Annotated in this window: 21 protein-coding genes; 11 read left to right on the forward strand and 10 right to left on the reverse strand. The window is 34.3% G+C overall.

Annotated features, from left to right (window positions below; genetic code table 11):
* Positions 1–333 precede the first annotated feature (333 nt).
* From ACQH6S_RS08535 to rpsD, 4 genes are all read left to right on the forward strand, one after another.
* Entirely contained in the window at positions 334–717 is a 384-nt protein-coding gene (locus ACQH6S_RS08535; RefSeq protein WP_425360162.1) for a hypothetical protein, read from the forward strand.
* A 251-nt stretch (positions 718–968) separates the two neighbouring features.
* Positions 969–1,820, forward strand: coding sequence for a hypothetical protein (locus tag ACQH6S_RS08540; protein WP_425364529.1), 852 nt, complete (start codon positions 969–971; stop codon positions 1,818–1,820).
* Positions 1,821–2,432, forward strand: a complete 612-nt coding sequence (gene ccmA, locus ACQH6S_RS08545) for a heme ABC exporter ATP-binding protein CcmA (RefSeq protein WP_425360160.1) — start codon at positions 1,821–1,823, stop codon at positions 2,430–2,432.
* Positions 2,433–2,552: 120 nt separating this feature from the next.
* Positions 2,553–3,170 (forward strand): 30S ribosomal protein S4, encoded by a 618-nt coding sequence (gene rpsD, locus ACQH6S_RS08550; protein WP_094649724.1) that lies wholly within the window; start codon positions 2,553–2,555, stop codon positions 3,168–3,170.
* 327 nt (positions 3,171–3,497) lie between these two features.
* On the opposite strand, the gene ACQH6S_RS08555 is transcribed toward rpsD, so the two are convergent.
* The 6 genes from ACQH6S_RS08555 to ACQH6S_RS08580 all read right to left on the reverse strand — a co-directional run bounded on the left by ACQH6S_RS08555 (position 3,498) and on the right by ACQH6S_RS08580 (position 9,969).
* The gene (locus ACQH6S_RS08555; protein WP_341749410.1) at positions 3,498–5,156 is read right to left on the reverse strand and encodes a penicillin-binding protein 2; all 1,659 of its coding nucleotides are present in this window, start codon (positions 5,154–5,156) and stop codon (positions 3,498–3,500) included.
* Between the two features lie 286 nt (positions 5,157–5,442).
* The gene (gene ftsL, locus ACQH6S_RS08560) at positions 5,443–5,853 is read right to left on the reverse strand and encodes a cell division protein FtsL (protein ID WP_425360159.1); all 411 of its coding nucleotides are present in this window, start codon (positions 5,851–5,853) and stop codon (positions 5,443–5,445) included.
* Entirely contained in the window at positions 5,843–6,790 is a 948-nt protein-coding gene (gene rsmH / locus ACQH6S_RS08565; protein ID WP_425364530.1) for a 16S rRNA (cytosine(1402)-N(4))-methyltransferase RsmH, read from the reverse strand. Before rsmH ends, ftsL begins: the two co-directional genes overlap by 11 nt.
* Positions 6,787–7,245 carry a division/cell wall cluster transcriptional repressor MraZ gene (mraZ, locus tag ACQH6S_RS08570; RefSeq protein WP_094649792.1) on the reverse strand — a complete coding sequence of 153 codons (459 nt, stop codon included), beginning with the start codon at positions 7,243–7,245 and terminating at the stop codon, positions 6,787–6,789. Before mraZ ends, rsmH begins: the two co-directional genes overlap by 4 nt.
* 656 nt (positions 7,246–7,901) lie before the next feature.
* Positions 7,902–8,903: an NAD(P)/FAD-dependent oxidoreductase gene (locus ACQH6S_RS08575; protein WP_425360158.1), complete on the reverse strand. Its 1,002-nt coding sequence runs from the start codon at positions 8,901–8,903 to the stop codon at positions 7,902–7,904.
* A gap of 349 nt (positions 8,904–9,252) precedes the next feature.
* Positions 9,253–9,969: a hypothetical protein gene (locus tag ACQH6S_RS08580; RefSeq protein WP_425360157.1), complete on the reverse strand. Its 717-nt coding sequence runs from the start codon at positions 9,967–9,969 to the stop codon at positions 9,253–9,255.
* A 192-nt stretch (positions 9,970–10,161) separates the two neighbouring features.
* Here ACQH6S_RS08580 and ffh point away from each other — a divergent pair, with 192 nt between their 5' ends.
* The 6 genes from ffh to ACQH6S_RS08610 all read left to right on the forward strand — a co-directional run bounded on the left by ffh (position 10,162) and on the right by ACQH6S_RS08610 (position 17,043).
* Positions 10,162–11,514: a signal recognition particle protein gene (gene ffh, locus ACQH6S_RS08585; RefSeq protein ID WP_425360156.1), complete on the forward strand. Its 1,353-nt coding sequence runs from the start codon at positions 10,162–10,164 to the stop codon at positions 11,512–11,514.
* A gap of 377 nt (positions 11,515–11,891) precedes the next feature.
* The gene (locus ACQH6S_RS08590) at positions 11,892–12,752 is read left to right on the forward strand and encodes a DMT family transporter (protein ID WP_425360155.1); all 861 of its coding nucleotides are present in this window, start codon (positions 11,892–11,894) and stop codon (positions 12,750–12,752) included.
* 840 nt (positions 12,753–13,592) lie between these two features.
* A complete protein-coding gene (locus ACQH6S_RS08595) occupies positions 13,593–14,276 on the forward strand; it encodes a hypothetical protein (RefSeq protein ID WP_425364531.1) in 684 nt (227 codons plus the stop codon).
* 53 nt (positions 14,277–14,329) lie between these two features.
* The gene (locus ACQH6S_RS08600) at positions 14,330–15,244 is read left to right on the forward strand and encodes a hypothetical protein (protein ID WP_425364532.1); all 915 of its coding nucleotides are present in this window, start codon (positions 14,330–14,332) and stop codon (positions 15,242–15,244) included.
* 138 nt (positions 15,245–15,382) lie between these two features.
* Positions 15,383–15,631, forward strand: a complete 249-nt coding sequence (locus ACQH6S_RS08605) for a hypothetical protein (protein ID WP_341758049.1) — start codon at positions 15,383–15,385, stop codon at positions 15,629–15,631.
* Positions 15,632–15,933: 302 nt separating this feature from the next.
* Entirely contained in the window at positions 15,934–17,043 is a 1,110-nt protein-coding gene (locus ACQH6S_RS08610) for an IS66 family transposase (protein WP_425364395.1), read from the forward strand.
* Here ACQH6S_RS08610 and tnpB read toward each other — a convergent pair.
* Genes tnpB through ACQH6S_RS08630 form a run of 4 tightly spaced genes read right to left on the reverse strand, consistent with a single transcriptional unit; the run spans position 17,040 to position 18,712 of the window.
* Entirely contained in the window at positions 17,040–17,393 is a 354-nt protein-coding gene (tnpB, locus tag ACQH6S_RS08615) for an IS66 family insertion sequence element accessory protein TnpB (RefSeq protein WP_341752109.1), read from the reverse strand. The two genes, ACQH6S_RS08610 and tnpB, sit on opposite strands and share 4 nt — an antisense overlap.
* Entirely contained in the window at positions 17,381–17,806 is a 426-nt protein-coding gene (locus ACQH6S_RS08620) for a hypothetical protein (RefSeq protein ID WP_341758053.1), read from the reverse strand. The genes tnpB and ACQH6S_RS08620 overlap by 13 nt, the downstream gene beginning before the upstream one ends.
* A 52-nt stretch (positions 17,807–17,858) precedes the next feature.
* The gene (locus ACQH6S_RS08625) at positions 17,859–18,377 is read right to left on the reverse strand and encodes an IS630 family transposase (protein WP_425360021.1); all 519 of its coding nucleotides are present in this window, start codon (positions 18,375–18,377) and stop codon (positions 17,859–17,861) included.
* Positions 18,362–18,712 carry an IS630 transposase-related protein gene (locus tag ACQH6S_RS08630; RefSeq protein WP_425360020.1) on the reverse strand — a complete coding sequence of 117 codons (351 nt, stop codon included), beginning with the start codon at positions 18,710–18,712 and terminating at the stop codon, positions 18,362–18,364. Before ACQH6S_RS08630 ends, ACQH6S_RS08625 begins: the two co-directional genes overlap by 16 nt.
* An 842-nt stretch (positions 18,713–19,554) precedes the next feature.
* Here ACQH6S_RS08630 and ACQH6S_RS08635 point away from each other — a divergent pair.
* The gene (locus tag ACQH6S_RS08635) at positions 19,555–20,601 is read left to right on the forward strand and encodes an IS110 family transposase (protein WP_425360152.1); all 1,047 of its coding nucleotides are present in this window, start codon (positions 19,555–19,557) and stop codon (positions 20,599–20,601) included.
* Positions 20,602–20,807: the final 206 nt, after the last annotated feature.

The raw sequence follows: 20,807 nt of genomic DNA on the forward strand, positions 1-20,807 counted from the left end.
AGGTAAAGCGGGTTTTAGATAGGTTTTCTGTCATTGCGAGACCACGCAAGTAGGTCGTGGCAATCCATCTTTGGTTACTTTTATGGATTGCCACGACCTACGGTCTTTCTCGCAATGACGGTTTCTCAATTATTGTTTTCTTAAACTAACGCTTATGCGTAAGCAGGGGTCTAGATTCCCGCCTACGCGGGAATGACAATTTATTTTTTATAAACAACTTTGAATTACCTTGACTTATATACAAAAAACCTATTTTATCAATTTAGATAGTTGATGTTAACTATCTTGTTACAACTAATATCAATTAATATTCTTAAATAGGAAACAAATTTTATGACAAATCCATATATAAATAATTGCAGCTACACTCCTCCCAATCAAAATACTACAAATCAAGAATGGTGGATGAAAGATGCACTTATAACTTTAGGTTCATTCTTTGCGTTAGGTTTTTTTAGTATTTTGGTTTACGGTACTCGTGTTGTTTATAAAAAGTGTTTTGACAAATTGCAGAAAATACAGACAGAAGATACTCAATCTGGTGGAACAAAAGATTCACTAAAAATAGATAAAAAGCCTGCTGAACACATTAATAAAAGCTTTACTAATGACGAGCATCTTAATATAGAATTTTTTACAACAATAAAAACCAATCCATCGGATACAGAGGTGGTAGGAGACACAGCAACAACAACAATAGATATGCCAGAGCAGTAAAAATATTAAACCTCCTGCATAAATCAGAGATAGTTAAATGGAGTTATGCAGGAACTCTAAATAATTAAAGTCGATTCGAATTATTATACACAATAAAATATCTAACACTAAGCTTTTCAAGTAAAAATTTTAACGGTTTTTATTCACTTTTTACAGGAAAAATTGAAATTAAAGCTTGACTTCTAAGAAAAAATTTATTTTAATTTTAATTACACTGTTAAATTAAATATTCAAAATAGGAAACAATTTTTATGAAATTTTTATCTCCTGGTTCTGTTGTAACATCTTTATGTGCTGCAACAGCCGTACTACGTAACGTTGGGACCTTTCCTACTACACAACAAACTAGCCCTAGCCCTTATGATTATGATCTAGGTAATTTCTCTATTAGCTCAGATTACTTTTTGGACAATTCTTCGCAAAACTATGGGGAAGAAGATATCTCTTTAAACACAATTGATGATACTCCTATTAATTTATCTAAGAAGACTTCTACTACAACTAAGGCTCTTACTACAACTAAGGTTTCTACTACAACTAAGAAGCCTCTTACTACAACTGAAAAGGCTTCTACTACAACTGAGACTCTTACTACAACTGGGAAGGCTCCGACTACAACTGAAGATATCCTTACCACAACTGAAAAGGCTTCTACCACAACTGAAAAAGCTTCTACTACAACTGAAAAGGCTTCTACTACAACTGAAAAGGCTTCTACTACAACTGAAAAGGCTTCTACTACAACTGAAAAGGCTTCTACTACAACTGAAAAAGCTTCTACTACAACTGAGGCTCTTACCACAACCGAAAAGGTTTCTACTACAACTGAAGAGACCCTTACTACAACTGAAAAGGCTTCTACTACAACTGAAGAGACCCTTACTACAACTGGGAAGATTCTTATTACAGCAGCTTCTTCATTGATAATCATGACGATTACGGTTGCGTTACACATTCTCAAAAAGTATTTTTATAACTCGCCAGAAGAACAAGTCTTAGATATGAAAGAACTTGATTTTTTCAAAATTAAAGATAATGTTAACAATGAAGATAATACAGTAGACCTTATGGCTAAGACTCCTATAGATGATCATCTAGAATAAATGTTGTCATTTGAGCAAGTCACTCTTATTATAGACCAAAGAAGTATCTTCACTAATATCAGCGTGACTTGCTTACCATCTTCTATAGTTTATTTACAAGGAGCTAATGGCTGTGGAAAGACTTCATTACTTAGAATTGTTGCTAATATACAAAATCCAACAAGTGGAAATATTTTATATAGCTCATTGAACTGCAAACATTTAAAAAAACCTTATTGTAATTATATTGGACATAATCTTGGGCTAAAATCTCAAATAACTGTATTAGAATATCTAAGATTTTGGTCGATAATTTATGATTCCCTTGAAACATTAGAATCTTCGGTATATTATTTCAAGTTATATAATATTTTGCATGAGAAATGTTACAGGCTCTCTGCTGGCAACCAAAAAAAGGTTGCCTTAGCAAAGCTCATTGCTTGCCAATCAAACTTATGGTTATTGGATGAAGTAGAAGCAAACCTAGATCAAGAGAATAAAGAATTACTATATAACTTGATTATTTCAAAAGCCAATAATGGTGGAATTATTTTGCTTACTTCCCACTCCAATATAGATATTAAGTCAGCCCAAATAATCAATCTTGAGGATTATCTGTTGTTGAACAAATAACTTTTGATATTTCAAGAAATGAGGGTTGACTTTAGTTGTTAAAATATATATATTTTAATATATACTTGATGAATTTCAATGTATATGTTAATAATGTCAAAATTATGAGATTTATAGAGCGTGACAAAAATTATTAGTTCTAAATATAAGGCAAGTCGAAGACTCGGTGTAAGCCTATGGGGCGACAGCAAAGATGCCTTCAATACAAGAAATTACCGTCCTGGTCAACATGGTCAGAATAGTATGGTTAAAACTTCTGATTATGGTGTGCACTTAAAAGCTAAACAAAAGCTTAAATGTCATTATGGTCGGATTAATGAAAAACAATTCAGAAACACCTTTGCTCTTGCACAAAAAATGAAAGGTAATACTGGTGAAAATTTTATAGGTCTATTAGAGAGAAGGCTTGACGCTGTTATCTACAGAATGAATATTGCCCCAACGATTTTTGCTGCAAGACAATTTGTCACCCATGGTCATATTAAGGTAAATGGCAAAAAGGCTGATATCCCAAGCATGCGATTAAAAGAAGGCGATGTCATCGAGCTAAAGGAATCAGCAAAACAAATTCCTGTAATACTCGAAACAGCTAGCAAACAAGAAAATACTGTACCAGGTTATTTAACTTTTGATGCTCATTCATTGTCTGGTAAGTTCGTCAGAATTCCAGTAATTTCTGATGTTCCATATCCTTTTGAGCCAGAAGTACATTTAGTAATTGAACTTTATTCAAGATAGTAAATCCAAAAGCTGATTAGAAATGGATTAGCACGCTCACATATGTTCTTTTGCAATGAGGTCATTGCAAAACCAGTAATGATCGAAGCAATCTATTTCTAATTACTTTCCTGGATTGCTTCGTCGGCTAATGCCTTCTCGCAATGACTTTTTTACCATGTCATTCCCGCGTAGGCAGAAATCTAAACCCCTGCTTACGCAGGGGTAACACAAAAACGGATTGCTTCGTCGGTTTGGCGACCCCCTAGCAATGACGATTTTTTAATTATTGTTTTCTTAAATTGACGCTTATGGGAGACATAGCGTATGTTCACTATTTGTTAATAATCACAATTCCTCGCCTTTTTCAATCGGCTCTATTCCATATAGTGACACCATTCGCTCAAGGACTCTCCCAACGGTAGGAGCAGCAGTCCAGCCGGCAGTAGCAAAACCAAAGGACTCCTTTGTTCCTTTTGGCTCATCAAACATTATAAAAATAACATATTGTGGATTAGAAGCTGGTAATACACCTAAAAATGATGACATTCTGCTATTCTTAAGATACCTTCTTTTGCCATGCCCATCTGCCGTTAATTTCTCAGCCGTACCAGTCTTCCCACCAACAAGATATCCTTTTACATCAGCTCTACGTCCGGTGCCTTCTTTTACCACAAAACGAAATAATTCACTCATTTGCTTAGAGGTTTTTTCACTAAAAACCTTTGTGCCAACAAGAGGTTCATCTTGTCTTTTGATTAGAGTCAAATCATATAATGTCCCACCATTCACTACCGGCAATACTGCTTGTATAAAGTGTAAAGGACTAATTGAAATACCATAACCATATGACATTACAACACTCGTTAAATCACTCCATCTCTTATCGGATGGAAACAAAGGGGTGCCTCTCTCTGGCAATTCAATTTTAAGCTGATCTAGTAACCCTAATCTTTTTAAGTATTTTTTGAAATCATTTTTGCCAACTTCTAACATAATTTGGCTAACCCCAATATTTGATGAATGCAGAAAAATTTCTGGAACACTATGCCACCCATGCCTTGGGTGATAATCTTTTACATTAAACGCCCCTACCTTCATATAGCTAATATCATAAGCATCGTTCATTGCTATAGCATCAGTATCAAAACCTACAGCCATAGTTAAGGTTTTAAATACCGACCCCATCTCATAAATACCAAGACTTGCCATATTAAATAACTCTTCTGGCTTTGCACTACTCGGATAATGTGGATTGAAATCAGGTTTACTAATCAGAGCTAGAATTTCACCATTATTAGGATTGGCAATTATCCCTACCGCTCCTATTGCACTAAATTCCTTTAATGTCTTATCTATTTCTTCATTTAGGATATTCTGTAATCTTACATCTATAGATAATTCAAGTGGTTTTTTAAGCTGTTCTGGCTGTGCTAAGTCAAAATCTGAATTAGTTAAAAATTTGTCATAACTCCTTTCCAGCCCAGCAAGACCAGCCAAATCCCTACCCACATATCCTATAACATGTGATAATAAATTGGAGAAAGTATATATCCTCTTTTGTTCTTGTTCAAAACTAAAGCCTGGCATTGCCAAATTTAACACCGCCTCTTGCTCTTTTGGCAATAAATCCCTTTTTACCCATACAAAACTTTTATTACCCTTTAGTTCTGCAAGTAATTTCGTTTTATCAATCTCAGGCAAGATTTTAGATAATCTTTCTAAAGATTGCTCTGGGTTGATTACTTTTTGTGGATTAACAAATAATGAGGAAGAGGGTAAGTTAACTGCTAATAAATTACCATTGCGGTCTACTATCTCTTTTCTAAAGTTACTACTCTTTACTTGATATTCTGGCTTAACATAACCATTAGTCGCAACGATTATTAAGCGGTATGACAACCCACAAAAAAACACAGCAAAACAAAAGCTAACTATGAATAATCTGATTTTGGTATTGTCAGCACAAATATCCCATAAAATAATATTACTAAAACTTCTTTTCATTTTAGTTATAGTATTTTTTATCAATGCTAATAAAACTATATTATTACTCATAACCTACTCGCGTCATTGCGATGAACCACGAAACTCGAACAAAGCAATCCATTCCTAATCACTTTCCTGGATTGCTTCGTCGGTACTAAAGTACCTCCTCGCAATGACCAGTGGGTAAGAAGTCCTTCCGTCATTGCGAGACCATGAAATGGTCGTGGCAATCCACACTCATTAGATTGCCTCATCGGCTTACGCCTCCTTACAATGGCGTATTCATAGGCAAAAAGAGTACCTTTCATCGAATATACTCTGATTTTTTAGTTGAAACAGTTTTTATGTATTTACTATTAGCAGTTGTTTTATAACGCCACTTAACATTGGTTTTATTAAAATATGAACCACTCACTTCATGAGACTTGGCATATTTCTTACTTTCAGGCATTAAAGGATCACTAATCATTTGCTTAACTTTAACAGTATCTAATTGTAAATAAAGTGATGATAATTTTCTTAGTCTAGCTGGAGAAGTAAGGTATGATTGTTCGACTTTTAACACGTGAATTCTATTACTCTCATCAATCAGTTGTTTTGAAACCTCTCCAAGCTGATAATGTAAGATAATAACCTTATCTTTTACTCTAAATAACCCATAAATGGAAAAAATTATAGTACAGACAGCTATATAACTAAATATTCTAACCGCCATATGTAGCACCCTCTATTTTCTGTCCAGCCCTTAACTTTGCAGACCTTGCTCTTGGATTAAGTGCAATTTCTCTAGACGATGGACATAATGGCTTCTTTGTAATAATCTTAAGCCATTCCTTAGAATTTTCTTTAGTAAAAACCTTTGCCGCATATTTAGACCTGGCAACTAACTTAGCAGAATTTGCTTTAAAAAAATTCTTAACAATTCGGTCTTCTAATGAGTGAAATGAGACAATTACTAGGCGACCATTTGCTGATAGAATATTTTTGCTATTACTTAGAAATCTTTCTAATTGATCCAATTCATCATTAATGTAAATGCGAATTGCTTGAAAACTCTTGGTAGCAGTATCTATCTTACCTTTTCGAAAGCCTATACTACTACGAACAATATGAGCAAACCTGGCTGTATTGGTAATAGGCTCTAACCTCCTATGTTCTACAATTCTTTTAGCGATTCTTCGAGAATAAGACTCATCGCCATATTTATAAATCACATCAGCTATTTCTTGTTCATCAGCATTATTTATAAAATCTGCAGCACTCTGCCCTACTCCACTCATTCTCATATCGAGTGGACCATCATGAGTAAAGGAAAATCCCCTATCGCCAGAATCAATCTGCATAGAAGAAACCCCTAAATCCATAACTATGCCGTCAAATTTCAATGAACCTAATTCTGAAAAGCTTTCAGCAAACCCTGTTTGAATAAATCTCACTCTACCAGGATAATCTTTTATCAACTGATTGGCGTAAGTTATAACATTTGGATCACGATCAATTGCCACTAATTGACAATTACAAGAATCGAGTATCATTCGACTATAACCACCAAAACCAAAAGTGCAATCCAGATAAATTCCACCATCTTTAGGACACAAGACTTCCTTAACTTCATTTAACATAACAGCTGTATGAGAGGACTCTTGTATCATATTTCCTTATTAATATTCTTAAGAGTTAAACGGTTATTTTGGGCAATTTGCCGAGCTGAAGAAAGATAGGTCTCAAAATTTTGCGGCTGCCAAATTTCAAAGACTAATCCCTTTCCTACAAAACAAACCTGTTCTGATATGTCAGAATGCTCTATTAAAGATTTAGGCAAAATCACCCTACCTTCACCATCAAACGCAAGTTGGATAGCCTCGCCAAGAATGATTGTTTCAAAAGCATCTCGTTCCTCAGAATATGGGTCTAAGGTTTGAATCATTTGGCTTAACTCCTCAAGCCTCTTTAAACTACACGCTTCAATACACTTATTTCTAAAAGACGGATAGACAATAACCCCATTAAATGACTGGCTAGACAAAGCTGCTCTATAGCTAGCAGGTACCGAAACCCTACCTTTCTTATCAAGATTATTTATATATTTTGACAAAAAAATATTCATTTACCTATTTACCTTCCAATAATTGGTAGTGTCATCCCTGCTTGCCTTAGTGCCACGCCTGCTTCAGTGCGGGGTCTAGATTCCCGCCTACGCGGGAATGAAAGACATTATCCGATTAAATACAAATCAAATTAGCCATATAACCATACCCTGTATAAATTATTCCATAATTAGATTTGGTCATATTTGGGATAATTTGGGATTATATGGAATTTTTAGGATATTGTACTATAATTATAGAGTCAAGAAGGTTTTAAATAGTTTGTAAGAAATTTATGAATTTTTATTAATTGTGACTTATTTAATGTGTATATATAGTCAATTCAGGGGAATTGGACACAACTGTTGAAAGTTAGAAGGTGGAGCGGATTTTAGATAGCTTTTTCGCTATTAGCGAGACCACGCAAGTAGGTCGTGGCAATCCATTTTTAGTTAATTTTGTGGATTGCTTCGTCGACCTACGGTCTTCCTCGCTAATAGACGTTGACCACATATGACTTTAAACTACCTGGTCTAAAACTGCTTCCTCTTCCAACTTTCAACAGTTGTGGGGAATTGGGTAGCAGGAACGATGGAGCGACGCCTATAATTAATAGGCAAGCATTGAGCGACAAAGTCACCAACTTCCCATCAATTTACTATAAAAGTTGCGTAGCCTATTTATGCAGTCCTTTGGTAGTCGAATATTCAAAATGTAAGGCTTTACCTTCAAATACCCTACTATAGGCATGATGTAAACTACTGGCTGCTTCTGCAAAACCACTAAGAATTAATTTTAATTTTGCTGGATAACTAGCAATATCACCAATTGCATAGATACCTGGAATATTTGTTTCAAAATAACCAGGCTCGACAATTATATGATTTGTTTTAACATGTAATCCCCAATTTTTTATCGGACCAAGTTCTTGGGTAAGTCCAAAAAATGGCAGTAATATATTTGCCGGTAAGGTACGAATATTTCCTTCGAAATCCTTTACTCCAACGGCTTCTAAGATGCCATCTTTTCCTACTAAATGGTCTAGTTGATAATTAATTACCAACTCAATTTTACCATTATCGGCTAATTCTTTGAGTTGCCTTATAGTTTCAGGAGCTGCTCGAAATTTCTCACGCCGATGTACTAAATATATTTTTTTAGCAATTTCGCAGAGTGATATTGCCCAATCTACAGCCGAATCTCCGCCACCAGCTATGACGATTTCTTGGTTAGCCAAACTATTGCGGTTATTGATAAAATAAAATACTGATTTTCCTTCAAATGCTTCTATACCAACTAGTGGAGGTCTGTTAGGTCCAAAAGAACCACAGCCAGCAGCAATAATAATAACTTTAGCAGCTATTGTGACATTTTTAGAAGTGGTGATTTGGAAATAGTCATCTGCTTTTTTCAATTGTATAACTTGCTGATTGAGATGATAAACCGGATTAAACGGATTAGCTTGTAATGCCAATTGTTCTATCAACTGTTCTGCCATAATTTTAGGGTAGGCTGGTATGTCATATATCGGCTTTTCTGGATATAGTATGCTACATTGCCCGCCTATTATTTCCTGTGAGTCAACAACATGGCAACGCATACCAAGCATCCCAGCTTGGAAAATAGCAAATAACCCAACTGGTCCTGCTCCAATTATTATAATATCAGTATTGTGCATAAAATAAAATTTTATAAATAAAAAATCGTAAAACTCTTAGTGATACCAGGATATTATAGTTAATTCAGGAGAATTTGGGGCTAGGAACGATGGAGCGACGCCTATAAGTAATAGGCGAGCGACGAGTGACAACGTCCCCAACTTCTCATCAATTGACTATATGTTAGAATGGACAAATAATCAACTAATAACGCTAAAATTTGAAATTGTGTCCTTTTGATAAATGTTTTATATATATTTTCTCATCTTACGCATGGCGTTTAAAAGTCACATAGAAAATAGCTTGGTGTCATTGCGAGAAAGACCGTATATCCATAAGTTATCATTCCCGCGTAGGTGACTATCTAAGTCAAACAACGTTAACAGAATCTGTTGAATCTGAATGAACTATTAGGCTTATATTACCTAATAACGATGCATTTTGAGAAATTTGCTCTTGTAAGGCGGGGGGTTGTAAGAGTGCTTCTATTTCTTCTATAATCCCTCCTAATTGCTGCTGCATTTCTTTTAACTTTTGCACAATAGGCGGTAGTTTTTTGTCTAGCGACTGTGTTTGCATTGCAGAGGAAATGGAAGGGGTATTTTTTTTCATTAACCATAGCCATACACTATCTTCTTTTGCCTGATCTACTTGTTCATTCTGATAGGGTAATGTTTCTACAGTTTTTAATATATTTCTATGTAATAGCTTCATTACATCTTGTTGTAGACCAAGCCCTATCTTTTTGTTTCCGGACAAGTCAAGGCTCAATATACGGTCGTTATTTTCTAAAGCTTGTATTAAACATTTTGTACCTTTATTGCTTATCTTGTTATGATGTAAATAGATTCTATCTATAAATTTATTGCCTTCTAATAGTTTGGCTATTAACATAGCGCCTTTATCACCTATTTCGTTGCAATCTAAATTTATACATTTTACAGTATTGTTTTCCAATAAGGCTTGTACCAGTAACCCAATTTGCTTATTGCCTATCTTATTCTTATACAAATCTATCTTCTCAATATTTTCTCCTGCTTTTAGAGCTTTGATAACTCTATTGAGTTCTGTAGTGGATTTGCCCATAAAATTTACCTTATAAAAATTTAACAAATGTACGATACATTTTATATAAGACAATATTTTGTTTTACGTGTAAAGTATTTTTTGAAAATTAATAATGACATCAATTGACTATAATATTTTTTTTGCTAATATGCTTAGTGCTTCTTAGTAAATATGCTAGAATGATAAAATTAAAGTAACTTATTAAATTTTATGTTCCAAACATTAACTCAAAATCTAACAAAAATCTTTGATCGTATCAAAAGAAGCGGCACTTTATCTGAAGCCCAAATAAACGATACTATGCGTGATATTAGGATTGCCCTTCTTGAAGCAGATGTGGCACTACCGGTAGTTAAGGACTTTATTGCTGAAGTAAAGTTAAAAGCTATGGGGCAGGAGGTGATAAAATCAGTCTCTCCAGGGCAGATGATAGTAAAAATTATCCATAATGAGTTAATTAATATATTATCCTCTTCTCCAGAGGAGAGTGTATTACAACTTAAATCTGCCCCTCCGGTAAATATTTTGATGGTTGGGCTGCAAGGAAGTGGGAAGACTACTGCCAGTGCTAAATTAGCACTTAGGCTAAAAAATCAGAATAAAAAGGTGTTGTTAGTTTCTCTTGATACTTATCGTCCTGCTGCTCAGGAGCAGCTAACCATCCTTGGTAAATCGATAGAGGTAGATAGTTTAACTATTATCCCCAACCATAATCCTATCGATATTACTAAAAGAGCCTTGCACGAATCAAAATTAGCCGCCTATGATGTCGTTATTTATGATACGGCAGGTAGGTTGCAAATCGATGATCAAATGATGCAAGAAGCGGTAAATATAAAAAATTTAGTAAAGCCAAAGGAAATAATTCTGGTGGTTGATGCAATGACAGGGCAAGATTCAGTACTTATAGCTAGCAATTTTGACCAACAACTAGGAATTACCGGGGTGATTTTATCTCGTATTGATGGTGATGCTAAAGGTGGAGCGGCTTTGAGTATTAAGCATGTTACCAATAAGCCTATTAAGTTCCTAAGTACTGGTGAAAAATTGGCAGATTTAGAGTTATTTGATCCAGAACGTATCGCCTCGAGAATATTAGATATGGGAGATATTATTTCCTTTGTTGAAAAAGCAAGTAGCCTAATAGATCAGGAAGAGGCGGAAAAAGCAGCTGCTAGACTAAAAAAAGGTAAATTTGACTTGGAAGATTACCTAACGCAAATGAGGAGTATAAAAAAACTAGGTGGATTGAGCAGTATGATAAATATGTTACCTGGCATTAATAAAATTATCGATAAGGTCGATCAATCGAAATTAAGTAGCAAATTAATAGACCACCAAGAAGCAATAATTTTGTCAATGACCAAAAAAGAACGAAGAAAACCAGATTTGCTGAATGCCTCACGTCGAAAGCGTATTGCTGAAGGCTCAGGAACATCAGTTCAGAAAGTCAATAATCTATTGAAACAATTTAAGCAAATAAGTGGTTTTATGAAAAAGGCAAGCAATATGAACCCCAAAAGCCTAATGCGTAGTGGTCTAGGTAATTTATTTAAACCATAATTCTGTATTACAATTATAGTTTAGATGTGAGCGTTCACAATTTTTTTGCTATTTTTTTGTGATGAATAAAAAAATCTGATCGCCAAGCGTCACTGCGAGGAGTCCGTAAGGTCGACGAAGCAAGCCATTTCTAATCACTTCTCTGGATTGCTTCGTCGGTCTAGCGACCTCCTCGCAATGACATATAAATAAAGTAGAAAAATCGTCATTGCGAGCTACCGTAGGTGGCGTAGCAATCCATTTTTGGTTAGTTTTATGATTGCTTCGTCGACCTACGCTCTCCTCGCAATGACATCTTATACTTTAACCTTTTTTCCGTGAACACTCACATTTAATCTACAACTGTAGTACTAGACAAACCTTAGCGATTTAACCATATGAAAGCAACATTATATATTTTAAGTGCATTTGGACTTGGGGCAATAAAAGCTAGTATAGTAAAATCTCTTGATAGCAGTACTCCTGTTTCTTTAGTGGTATTTTCCCAATTTTTTCTTTGTACTATCTATTTTTTACCAAAAGTTATAAAGTCTCATGGTAGATTAATAGTGTCGCAACATTATTGGGCATTAATTAGCAGGGGATTATTAGGTACAGCATATTGGTATTGTGTGTTTTTATCAGCAAATTACTTGTCTCTTTTCAATGTCAGTATACTTACAAATCTTTCTCCACTTTGGGTGTTACTAATAACTGGCATTTTTATTGATAAATCTATTAACAAAGAACTATTATTTTTAGCGATAATTGGCTTTATTGGGTGCTTATTAATATTAAAACCATCAAGAGAAATTATAAATTTGGGAGCAATTTTTGGATTATTTAGTGGAATATTTATGGCACTAACTCTCATATCAACAAAAAGTTTGTTGAAAATAGAGAATTCAGATAGAGTATTAATATATTATTTTGGGATAGCTTCTCTTAGTATGTTACCTTTTTTAATGAATTTTGCTATAACACAAGTATCTTCAAAGGATTGGATCATGCTATCAATCAATGCTCTGTTGATGCTTTTACACCAAATATTATTAAATAAAGGATTAAAAATTGGTTTAGTTACTGAAATAAGTATTTTAGCTTATAGCAGTGTTTTGTTCTCTTTAATTTTAACAATAGTTATTTGGCAAGAAATACCAGATATTTTCTCAATTGTTGGAGCAATAATAATAATCTCAAGTGGAATATATATAGCCAGGAAACAAAAATCACAATCAGAAAGCAAAGCAAAATTTTAGGAACATATTTAAAATATAAATTATCTCCATCTCATCAATTGACTATAGTTCTGTAATTTCTTAGGGACGACATAAGAAGTAATTTGCCATTCCCACCCACTATTGTCATATATGGACGAGTGAATTTGTCAACAAAGAAAATAAAAAAATAGAGCCACAAAGGAAGCGGTTTTAGATAGCTTTTCTGTCATTGCGAGACCACGTAGTGGTCGTGGCAATCCATTTTTGGTTACTTTTATGGATTGCTTCGTCGACCTACGGTCTTTCTCGCAATGACGTTGACCACATACGACTTTTAAACTATCCGGTCTAAAACCGCTTCCTCTTCTAACTTTCAACAGTTGTACTAGACCCCACACCGAAGCAGGGATGACATAAAATTGACTATAATTTTTCTATTTATCTCTCATCTTTACAGCGTATCTATAGCCAAATGAGCAACTATAGTCAATTGATGAGAAGTTGGGGACATTGTCGCTTGCCTATTACTTATAGGCGTCGCTCCATCGTTCCTAGCCCCAAATTCTCTTGAATTGACTATATATTTCCAGATTATATTACAAAAAATCTATTGTATTTTAATGTTACGGAACAAAATATATTACATAAAAGTTGCTAAATATTAAAATATCAGTATTATTTTACCTAATATAGTGAATTAACTTGAATTGGCAACGTTATAAATCCGATTAGTATTTAGCCTCAGCATCATTACGAGAAGCCACTTTAGTGGCAACAAAGCAACCCAAAAAAACGATTAAAATGTATTGCTTCGTAGGCTCACGCCTCCTCGCTAATAGACAGCCCGATGGGTGCTTATTTGGCACTAATTCAGGTTAATTGACTACAGCATTTTCAACAATTTGTAATATAAATAAAGGAGAAAAAGTAATGAGTAAAAAAGTTACATACAATAATAATACACCTCTTAATGAAGCTCAAAAGCAGGACTTGCAGGAAATTCTTAGTACAGAGCTTCCTCCTGGCTTTTTTGAAAAAAACCCAGAATTTAGGGTAGAGCCTATAGATGGTGGGCGTTTTAATTCTCCTACAGGAACAGTAGGATTGGTTTTGGGGGGTTTTGTTGCTGCTTTTAACAGTTTGCTTAATGGTATTTCATCAGCAAATAATCCCAATGCTGTATCCAAGATAGGTCACCAATCTACTTTGCCTAACAATATTCTCCATTTAGTTGCTTACGCTGCTAATAACCCATTATCCAAAGAACAAAGTTCTAAATTACCCCAAAAGGTAAAACGTTCAGCAGATTCAGCAAAAAATGACCATGTAACAAAAAGTTCAGTAGATTCAGCAGAAGATGACCACGTAGCAGAAGGAAACGAGCTGTTTATTCACTCTCCTAAGTTAAATATACAAAATATTAGCAAAAAAATTACAGAGAATCCAGCTGTTACTAAATTATTTGTGAACCGTACCCCCATAAAGTATACAAACCTAACATCTCTTAAAAAAATGCTTGAAAAAAACCCTCAAATTACTGATACCAAACCACCATCTAATTAACAATATAACTGCTCGATATCCTTTTAAGTTATACTAGTAATATTATTGGTTTGATGCTAAATTGGTATGAGTTGCATTTTGAGAGTAACGGTATGGGAAACCAAGGAGCAATAGAACTTATAAACGCTCTTGAGGGTACTAATATTAAAAAATTAGGGATACTATATAATGAAATAACATCTGAAGGAGCATCAGAGATTGGGAAAGCAGTTGCAGGTACTAAGATTACTCACCTTTCTTTACATGGAAACCTCTTAAAAGGAGAGGGAACACTACATTTGTTGGACGCATTAGCAGGGACTAATGTTAATACACTGAATCTAGACTTCAACTGGATAAAGGGCGAAGAGATAATAAAAGATATATTACCATATCTTAAAAAATGCTCTAACATTAATGAACTGACGCTATATCATAACTATATAGAGGATTATCTATTAAAAAAAATCTTCTATGCAGTAAAAGAGAATAGAGAAAATATTGATAACAAATCTACTACTACAGAGAGGGGCTTTACTATTACAGAAAAAGATTCTACTCATACTAATGTTACAGAAAAAAATTCTACTCATACTAATGAAGAGCCTATTCCTGAGAGCCACACTGCTTCTAAGGTAGAAACAACGCCACTACTAAAAGCTTTATTGGGAACATTTGTCGGTATTTGCGTTACTGGCTTTGTTGGTTTTGCAGCTATTATGGCATGTCTTTGTACTGAAGATGATAACGATACAACTACGACAGATATGCCAAATGATATACCTCAAGGCAGGGTGATTGTTTACACGAGAAAACCTTTAGAAGCATGCCAACAAACCTTAGGAAATGAAGAGCAAAATAAATATAATCCTATATATGGTACGCCTTCAGCAACAACAAAGCCATTACCAGCAACTCCGCCTATTAAAGATGCAGTTGCAGTTGTAGTTGAAGGTATACTTGCAGCAAAACTGCGTAACACTATCTAATTTCTTTGCTAGTATGAATTTATTGTATAAATTTGGATTTCTACTATGCAAATATCACCGATTAATAAAAAACAGATTAATAAAAAAACTAGTTGAAAAAGTAGCAGTCATATTATAATATTTGAAATATTAATAATAATGATAATTAATCAAATGAAAAAACCAAAAGTAGCGACCTTAAGTGCTGAAGAACGAGAAGAACTAATACAGCATGTCAAGGAAAGTTCATTAACGGGAGATGAACAGCAAACGATAGTAGAGCTTGTGAAATTTTGTAACGAGCTAATAGACAAGCTAGCATCATCAAATATCAGTATAAATAAGCTTAAGGAAATGCTGATTGGTTTTAAGGCAGATCACAAAAAAAAGATAGTTCAGATTCATTAAAAGAACCGCCAGGTGAATCTGATAACGGGAATGGTGGTAATGAAGGAGAGTGCGATAAGCCCAAAAAGATAGATCGTAGTAATTGGCAAGGTAAATATGGGTTTGATGATTATAAGGATGCGAATACCAGCTATTTAACTCCTGAGAATTTTTGTAGTGGTGATAGCTGTCCTCACTGCTATAATGGCAAACTATATAATAGTGAAGCTAGAAAATTGCTACAATTTACAGGTAATGCTCCAATTACAGTCAACAGATATGTAAAGAAAACGTTACGCTGTAATGCTTGCGATTATACAGTTATGAACAATAAAAATATCAACAAATGGACAAATAGTAGCAGAAGTGCAATAGTGTTACAAAAGACCTATGGTACTCCTTTCTACCGTTTATCTAGGCTACAGAGTTTAAGCGGGGTTCCTATAGCATACAGCTCGCTCTGGCAACAATATTTAGATGTTTGGCAAGAAGGTGGTGGAGCTGAAATTTACGGGGTATTATTGGAAATGGCTGCCGAATGTAGTTCACTGAACCTTGATGATACTAGAGCTAGGATTTTAGAAATTACTATAGCCAATAAAAAATTACGTACTCAAAATAAGAAAGGACGCAGCTGTTATACTACTACAATATGTGCTAAGACTGCAAATAATGAGGTAATAGTTTTATATTTTACCGGTAATAGGCATGGTGGAGAAAATATAGGTAACGTACTAAAGAATCGTAAGAATAGAACAGATTCTATCCAATTAATGACTGACGCAAGTAACAATAATAACCCGGTATTATCAGAAGCAGATAAAGAATTACTGGCAATAATAGTGATGATCAATTGTTTGTCACATGGTCAGAGAAAATTTACAGAAAATGAACTATATTACCCTGAAGAATGCGGATATTTTCTCAAACAAACACGTGGGATTTACCACAATGAACATCAATGTAAAGAGATGAGTCCTGAAGAGAAACTTGGGTATCATCAGGAACATAGCAGTAAATATATAGAAAACATATATAACAAAATAGACGAATTATTTAACGACAAGAAAGTTGAGCCTAATAGTAGGCTTGGACAAGCTATGAAATATTGGATAAATAATAAAGAAGGTTTGACCCAATTTTTAAAAATCCCAGTTAGCAATCTTGATAATAATTGGGCTGAGAGATCACTGCGTACCATTATTTTACAAAGGAAGAATTCATTATTCTTTAAAACAATCAATAGTGCTGAGATACATAGTGGTCTGTATAGTATAGTAAAGACTTGTAGTGAGAACGAGATCAATGCCTTTAAATATTTAAATTGGCTACAAGAGCATAGTAGCAAAGCAAAGAAGCATCCTGAGGATTATACGCCTTTTGCCTATGCAAGATATATGAATAATACGGAATTAATCGAGACAGCAGCTTAAACGACAGGAAGCCAATCATTAGAGAATTTGGCAGAACTAGGATCGCCATTATGAATAAGAATGTGTAAGGTTCTATAACAAATTTGGTAAGATGAATTATCAGATGGGAAAAGTTTTGCCGTAAATTTACCTTTGGATAGGCGTTTAGAGCATAGCCAAAAGCCTTGACCGTCAAAGGACAAAATTTTAATGGCAGTTCTGTTTTTATTATAGAATAAAAACAAGGAACCATTAAGAGGGTCAGAAGAAAGTTTTTGTCTACAAACAGCGATTAAGCCATCGATACCCTTGCGAAAATCGATGGCAATAGTGGCAACAAAAATAACTGACGCCGGGGTTAGTTGCAGCATAAAAATGTCTGAATTATAGTTTTTGGCTCTAGTGTTTGGATAATAAGCTTGGTACCATTTGGTTTAATAATGTGACAAGTATAGTGATTTTGCTTGGGAGCAGCTACAGGATCGGTATCTATAGAATTTACTAGTTGAAATGGGAGAAAATTAATATTTTGTTGTAGGGATTGATTTGAAGTTGAGACAGAAGAAGTTTTGATGGTAGGTTCATGGGCTTTTTTAGTTGAACTAATTGTTGCTTTATTAATATTAAGATGTTTAGCTATCTCTTGGTAAGAATAATGATGGAGTAATTGGTGAACTAATTCCTTTAGATGGTTTGGTATAGGATCAAACTTATTAGTTTTAGTTTGACGCCAAGCTTTAAATTGCTGAGCTACTTGCTCAATAGTAATCGATGGTATTTGCATAGTATGAAACCCAAATGTATAAAAAATTCATACTATAGTTAAACCCATAAAATTAGGTGACAAAGAACATAGTAATAATTTCAAATAATTTGCTGGTTTCTGTTACCTTATTTTTAATCCATCGTTTCATATTAGCCCAAAACTTCTCTATGGGATTTAAGTCTGGTGAATATGGCGGTAAAAAAATAAGCTTGCAACCAACTGATTCTATTAATTCCTTTGTTTTCTTTGATTTATGGAAACTAGCATTATCCATCACTACAACTTGTCCTGCTTTTAACTCTTTAATTAAAAACTTCTCAACCCAATTATTAAATAACTCTGTATTGCACGTTCCATTAAAAACAAAAGGAGCTATTGATTGATTGTTTACCAAGCCAGCTATGATATTAGTTCTTTGATAGTGTTTCCCACTCTTCTTTCCAATCAGTAATTCTCCTGTTTTACTCCAGCCTCTATCTTGGCAAATACCTGTATCTATACCGCTTTCATCAATATGCACTATTTGCCCTTTATCATATTTATTGATCTCTTCTAAATATTCAGCTCGTCTGTCTACACTTGACTCCATGTAGGTAAAGGTTTTTTTTTATAACTAAAACCTAGCTGTTTTAATATCCTTCCAGTTTGAGACCTCGCAATTCCAAACTCTTTACCAATATCTTGTAATCTCATATTTGGATTATTTCTTACAAAATTTGCTAACTTTTGCTTATCAACTTTACTTTTAAAACCTACTCTAGCTTTTGCTAATATCGTTCCTTCCTTTCTCTTCCTTACGTTCCAGCGACTAATTGTATTTTTATGTATATCGAATATCTTGGCAGCCGCTCTTTGACTATTACCTTTTTCTATATAACTTATTACTTTTTTTCTTAAATCTTTACTATATGGGCTTGTTGACATTTTTTCTCTTATTTATACCATATAATGTCATCTAATTCAACGGGTTTAACTATAACAAAAAAATTAGATAAAGTTATGCAGTTTTGCTGCAAGTATACGTTGAAGACGAATATGACCAGTGCGGTGTATATGTGATAGAGGCAGAACCTTGTAATGGGGTGACCATAGAGATGGGGGGGAATACAACTAATGAACCACCATACTTAGATATGACAACAGCGATAGGACTCCACCCAGAGATAGAGTCATATTGCTAGTTGTCTCATCAGGAAGTTGTAACCTGACGAATGCAATCCAGAGAGTGACCATACATTTATTGCCACGACCTACTTGCGTGATCTCGCAATGACATATGCGTTTATACCCGTCATCACTGCATAAGCATTGGTTTAAGAAAATAATAATTAAAAAACCGTCATTGCGAGAAGACCGTAGGTCGACGAAGCAATCCACAAAAGTTATTAGGAATGGATTGCCACGCCACCTACGGTGGCTCGCAATGACGAATTATTTTCTTAAGTTTAAAAAAATAAAGTAGAAAAGTTGTCTATTAGTGAGCCACCGTAGGTGGCATGGCAATCCTTTCTAATCGCTTTTCTGGATTGCTTCGTCGACCTTACGGTCTCCTCGCAATGACGCTTGGTGATCAGGTTTTTTTATTCATCACAAAAAAATCGTGAATGCTCACATCTAAACTACAACTGTAGTATTAGATTCACGCCTACGCGGGAATGATGGTATGGACGAGTGAAGCGAAATATGCTTTACTTGTACGGAGTCAGCTGAAAAATAGTTTTCAGCTGCTCCAAATTAAATAATAATTTAATTAATAGGTTCATACCATGATAAATAATAGCATAAAAAATACTATAATAGGAATAGATTTAGCAAAAAATAGTATGCACTTGATGCAAGTCGATCAAAATGGCAAAAAAATAGGTTACCAAAAAGTTACAAGAGATGAGTTAATAGCCTATTTAAGCAATCTCGATAAAAGTTCATTGGTAGCTATGGAAGCATGTGGAGGAGCTAATTATTGGTCACAGGAAATTGCTAAGCTTGGTTTGCAAGTCAAACTAATGAAAAAAAAAGATGTAAAAGTTTATGCTACATCGAAACAGAAAAATGATTATAACGATGCGTTAGCAATATGCAAAGCGGCTCGTGATCCAGAATTAAAAACTGTGCTACTAAAAAGCAAGGAGGAACAAGATATAAAATTCTTGCATAAAATTAGAAGTAATACGATCAGAGATCGTGTGCAAAAAACTAATTCTACAATATCAAGTTTATGTGAATATGGCTATAATACAAAATTAAGTAAAAATAAATTTTGCAAATCATGTAGGCTGGAGGTAGAGTTAGCGTATAGTAAAGGTTATATAAATTCTGGGATAAGGTCAATTTTACTTTTAGAATGTAAAGAAATTGAGGATTTATATGACAAAGAAAAAACTTTAGAAAAGCTGATTATCAGCAATAATAAGCAAAGTGAGAAAGCTACTAGGTTGCAGACAATTTTTGGCATTGGAGCAATCAATGCTAGTTGTTTGAGTGTAGCCCCAATGGAAAGTTATCCAACCCCGAGGGATTTTGCTGCTTCGCTTGGTTTGGTACCAAAACAACATAGCTCAGGAGATAAGATAGTTTTAGGAGGGATTACCAAACAAGGAGATAGATATGCCAGAACTATGTTGATTCAAGCCGCAAGGACAATAGCAATAAGAGCAAAAAGTGATAAGGAATCAAAAGATAAACTAGTGCAGTGGGCAGTGAAGAAATTTGCTGAAAATAAATCATATAATATTATATGTGTTGGTTTAGCAAATAAGTTAGCAAGGATTGCTTATGCAGTAGTCACCAATGGTAGCGAATATGTTGCAAATTAGTTTAGTTGGAAAAAAAGAAGAAACTATGTCAACTAAATAAAAATTGGTAATTGATAAATATTGTGAGTAAAGAATAGTAACAATAAAGAGAACGAAAGTTAAAGAGTTAATGAATAAGTATTCTGAATAAAATCCGTAATTATGTCGAGGCTCTAGAAGCCGTGGGAATGAGAGGTCACTCAAGGATATTTATAAGAATGCAGAAA

The sequence above is a fragment of the Candidatus Tisiphia endosymbiont of Mystacides longicornis genome (genome assembly GCF_964031095.1).
GTDB lineage: Bacteria > Pseudomonadota > Alphaproteobacteria > Rickettsiales > Rickettsiaceae > Tisiphia.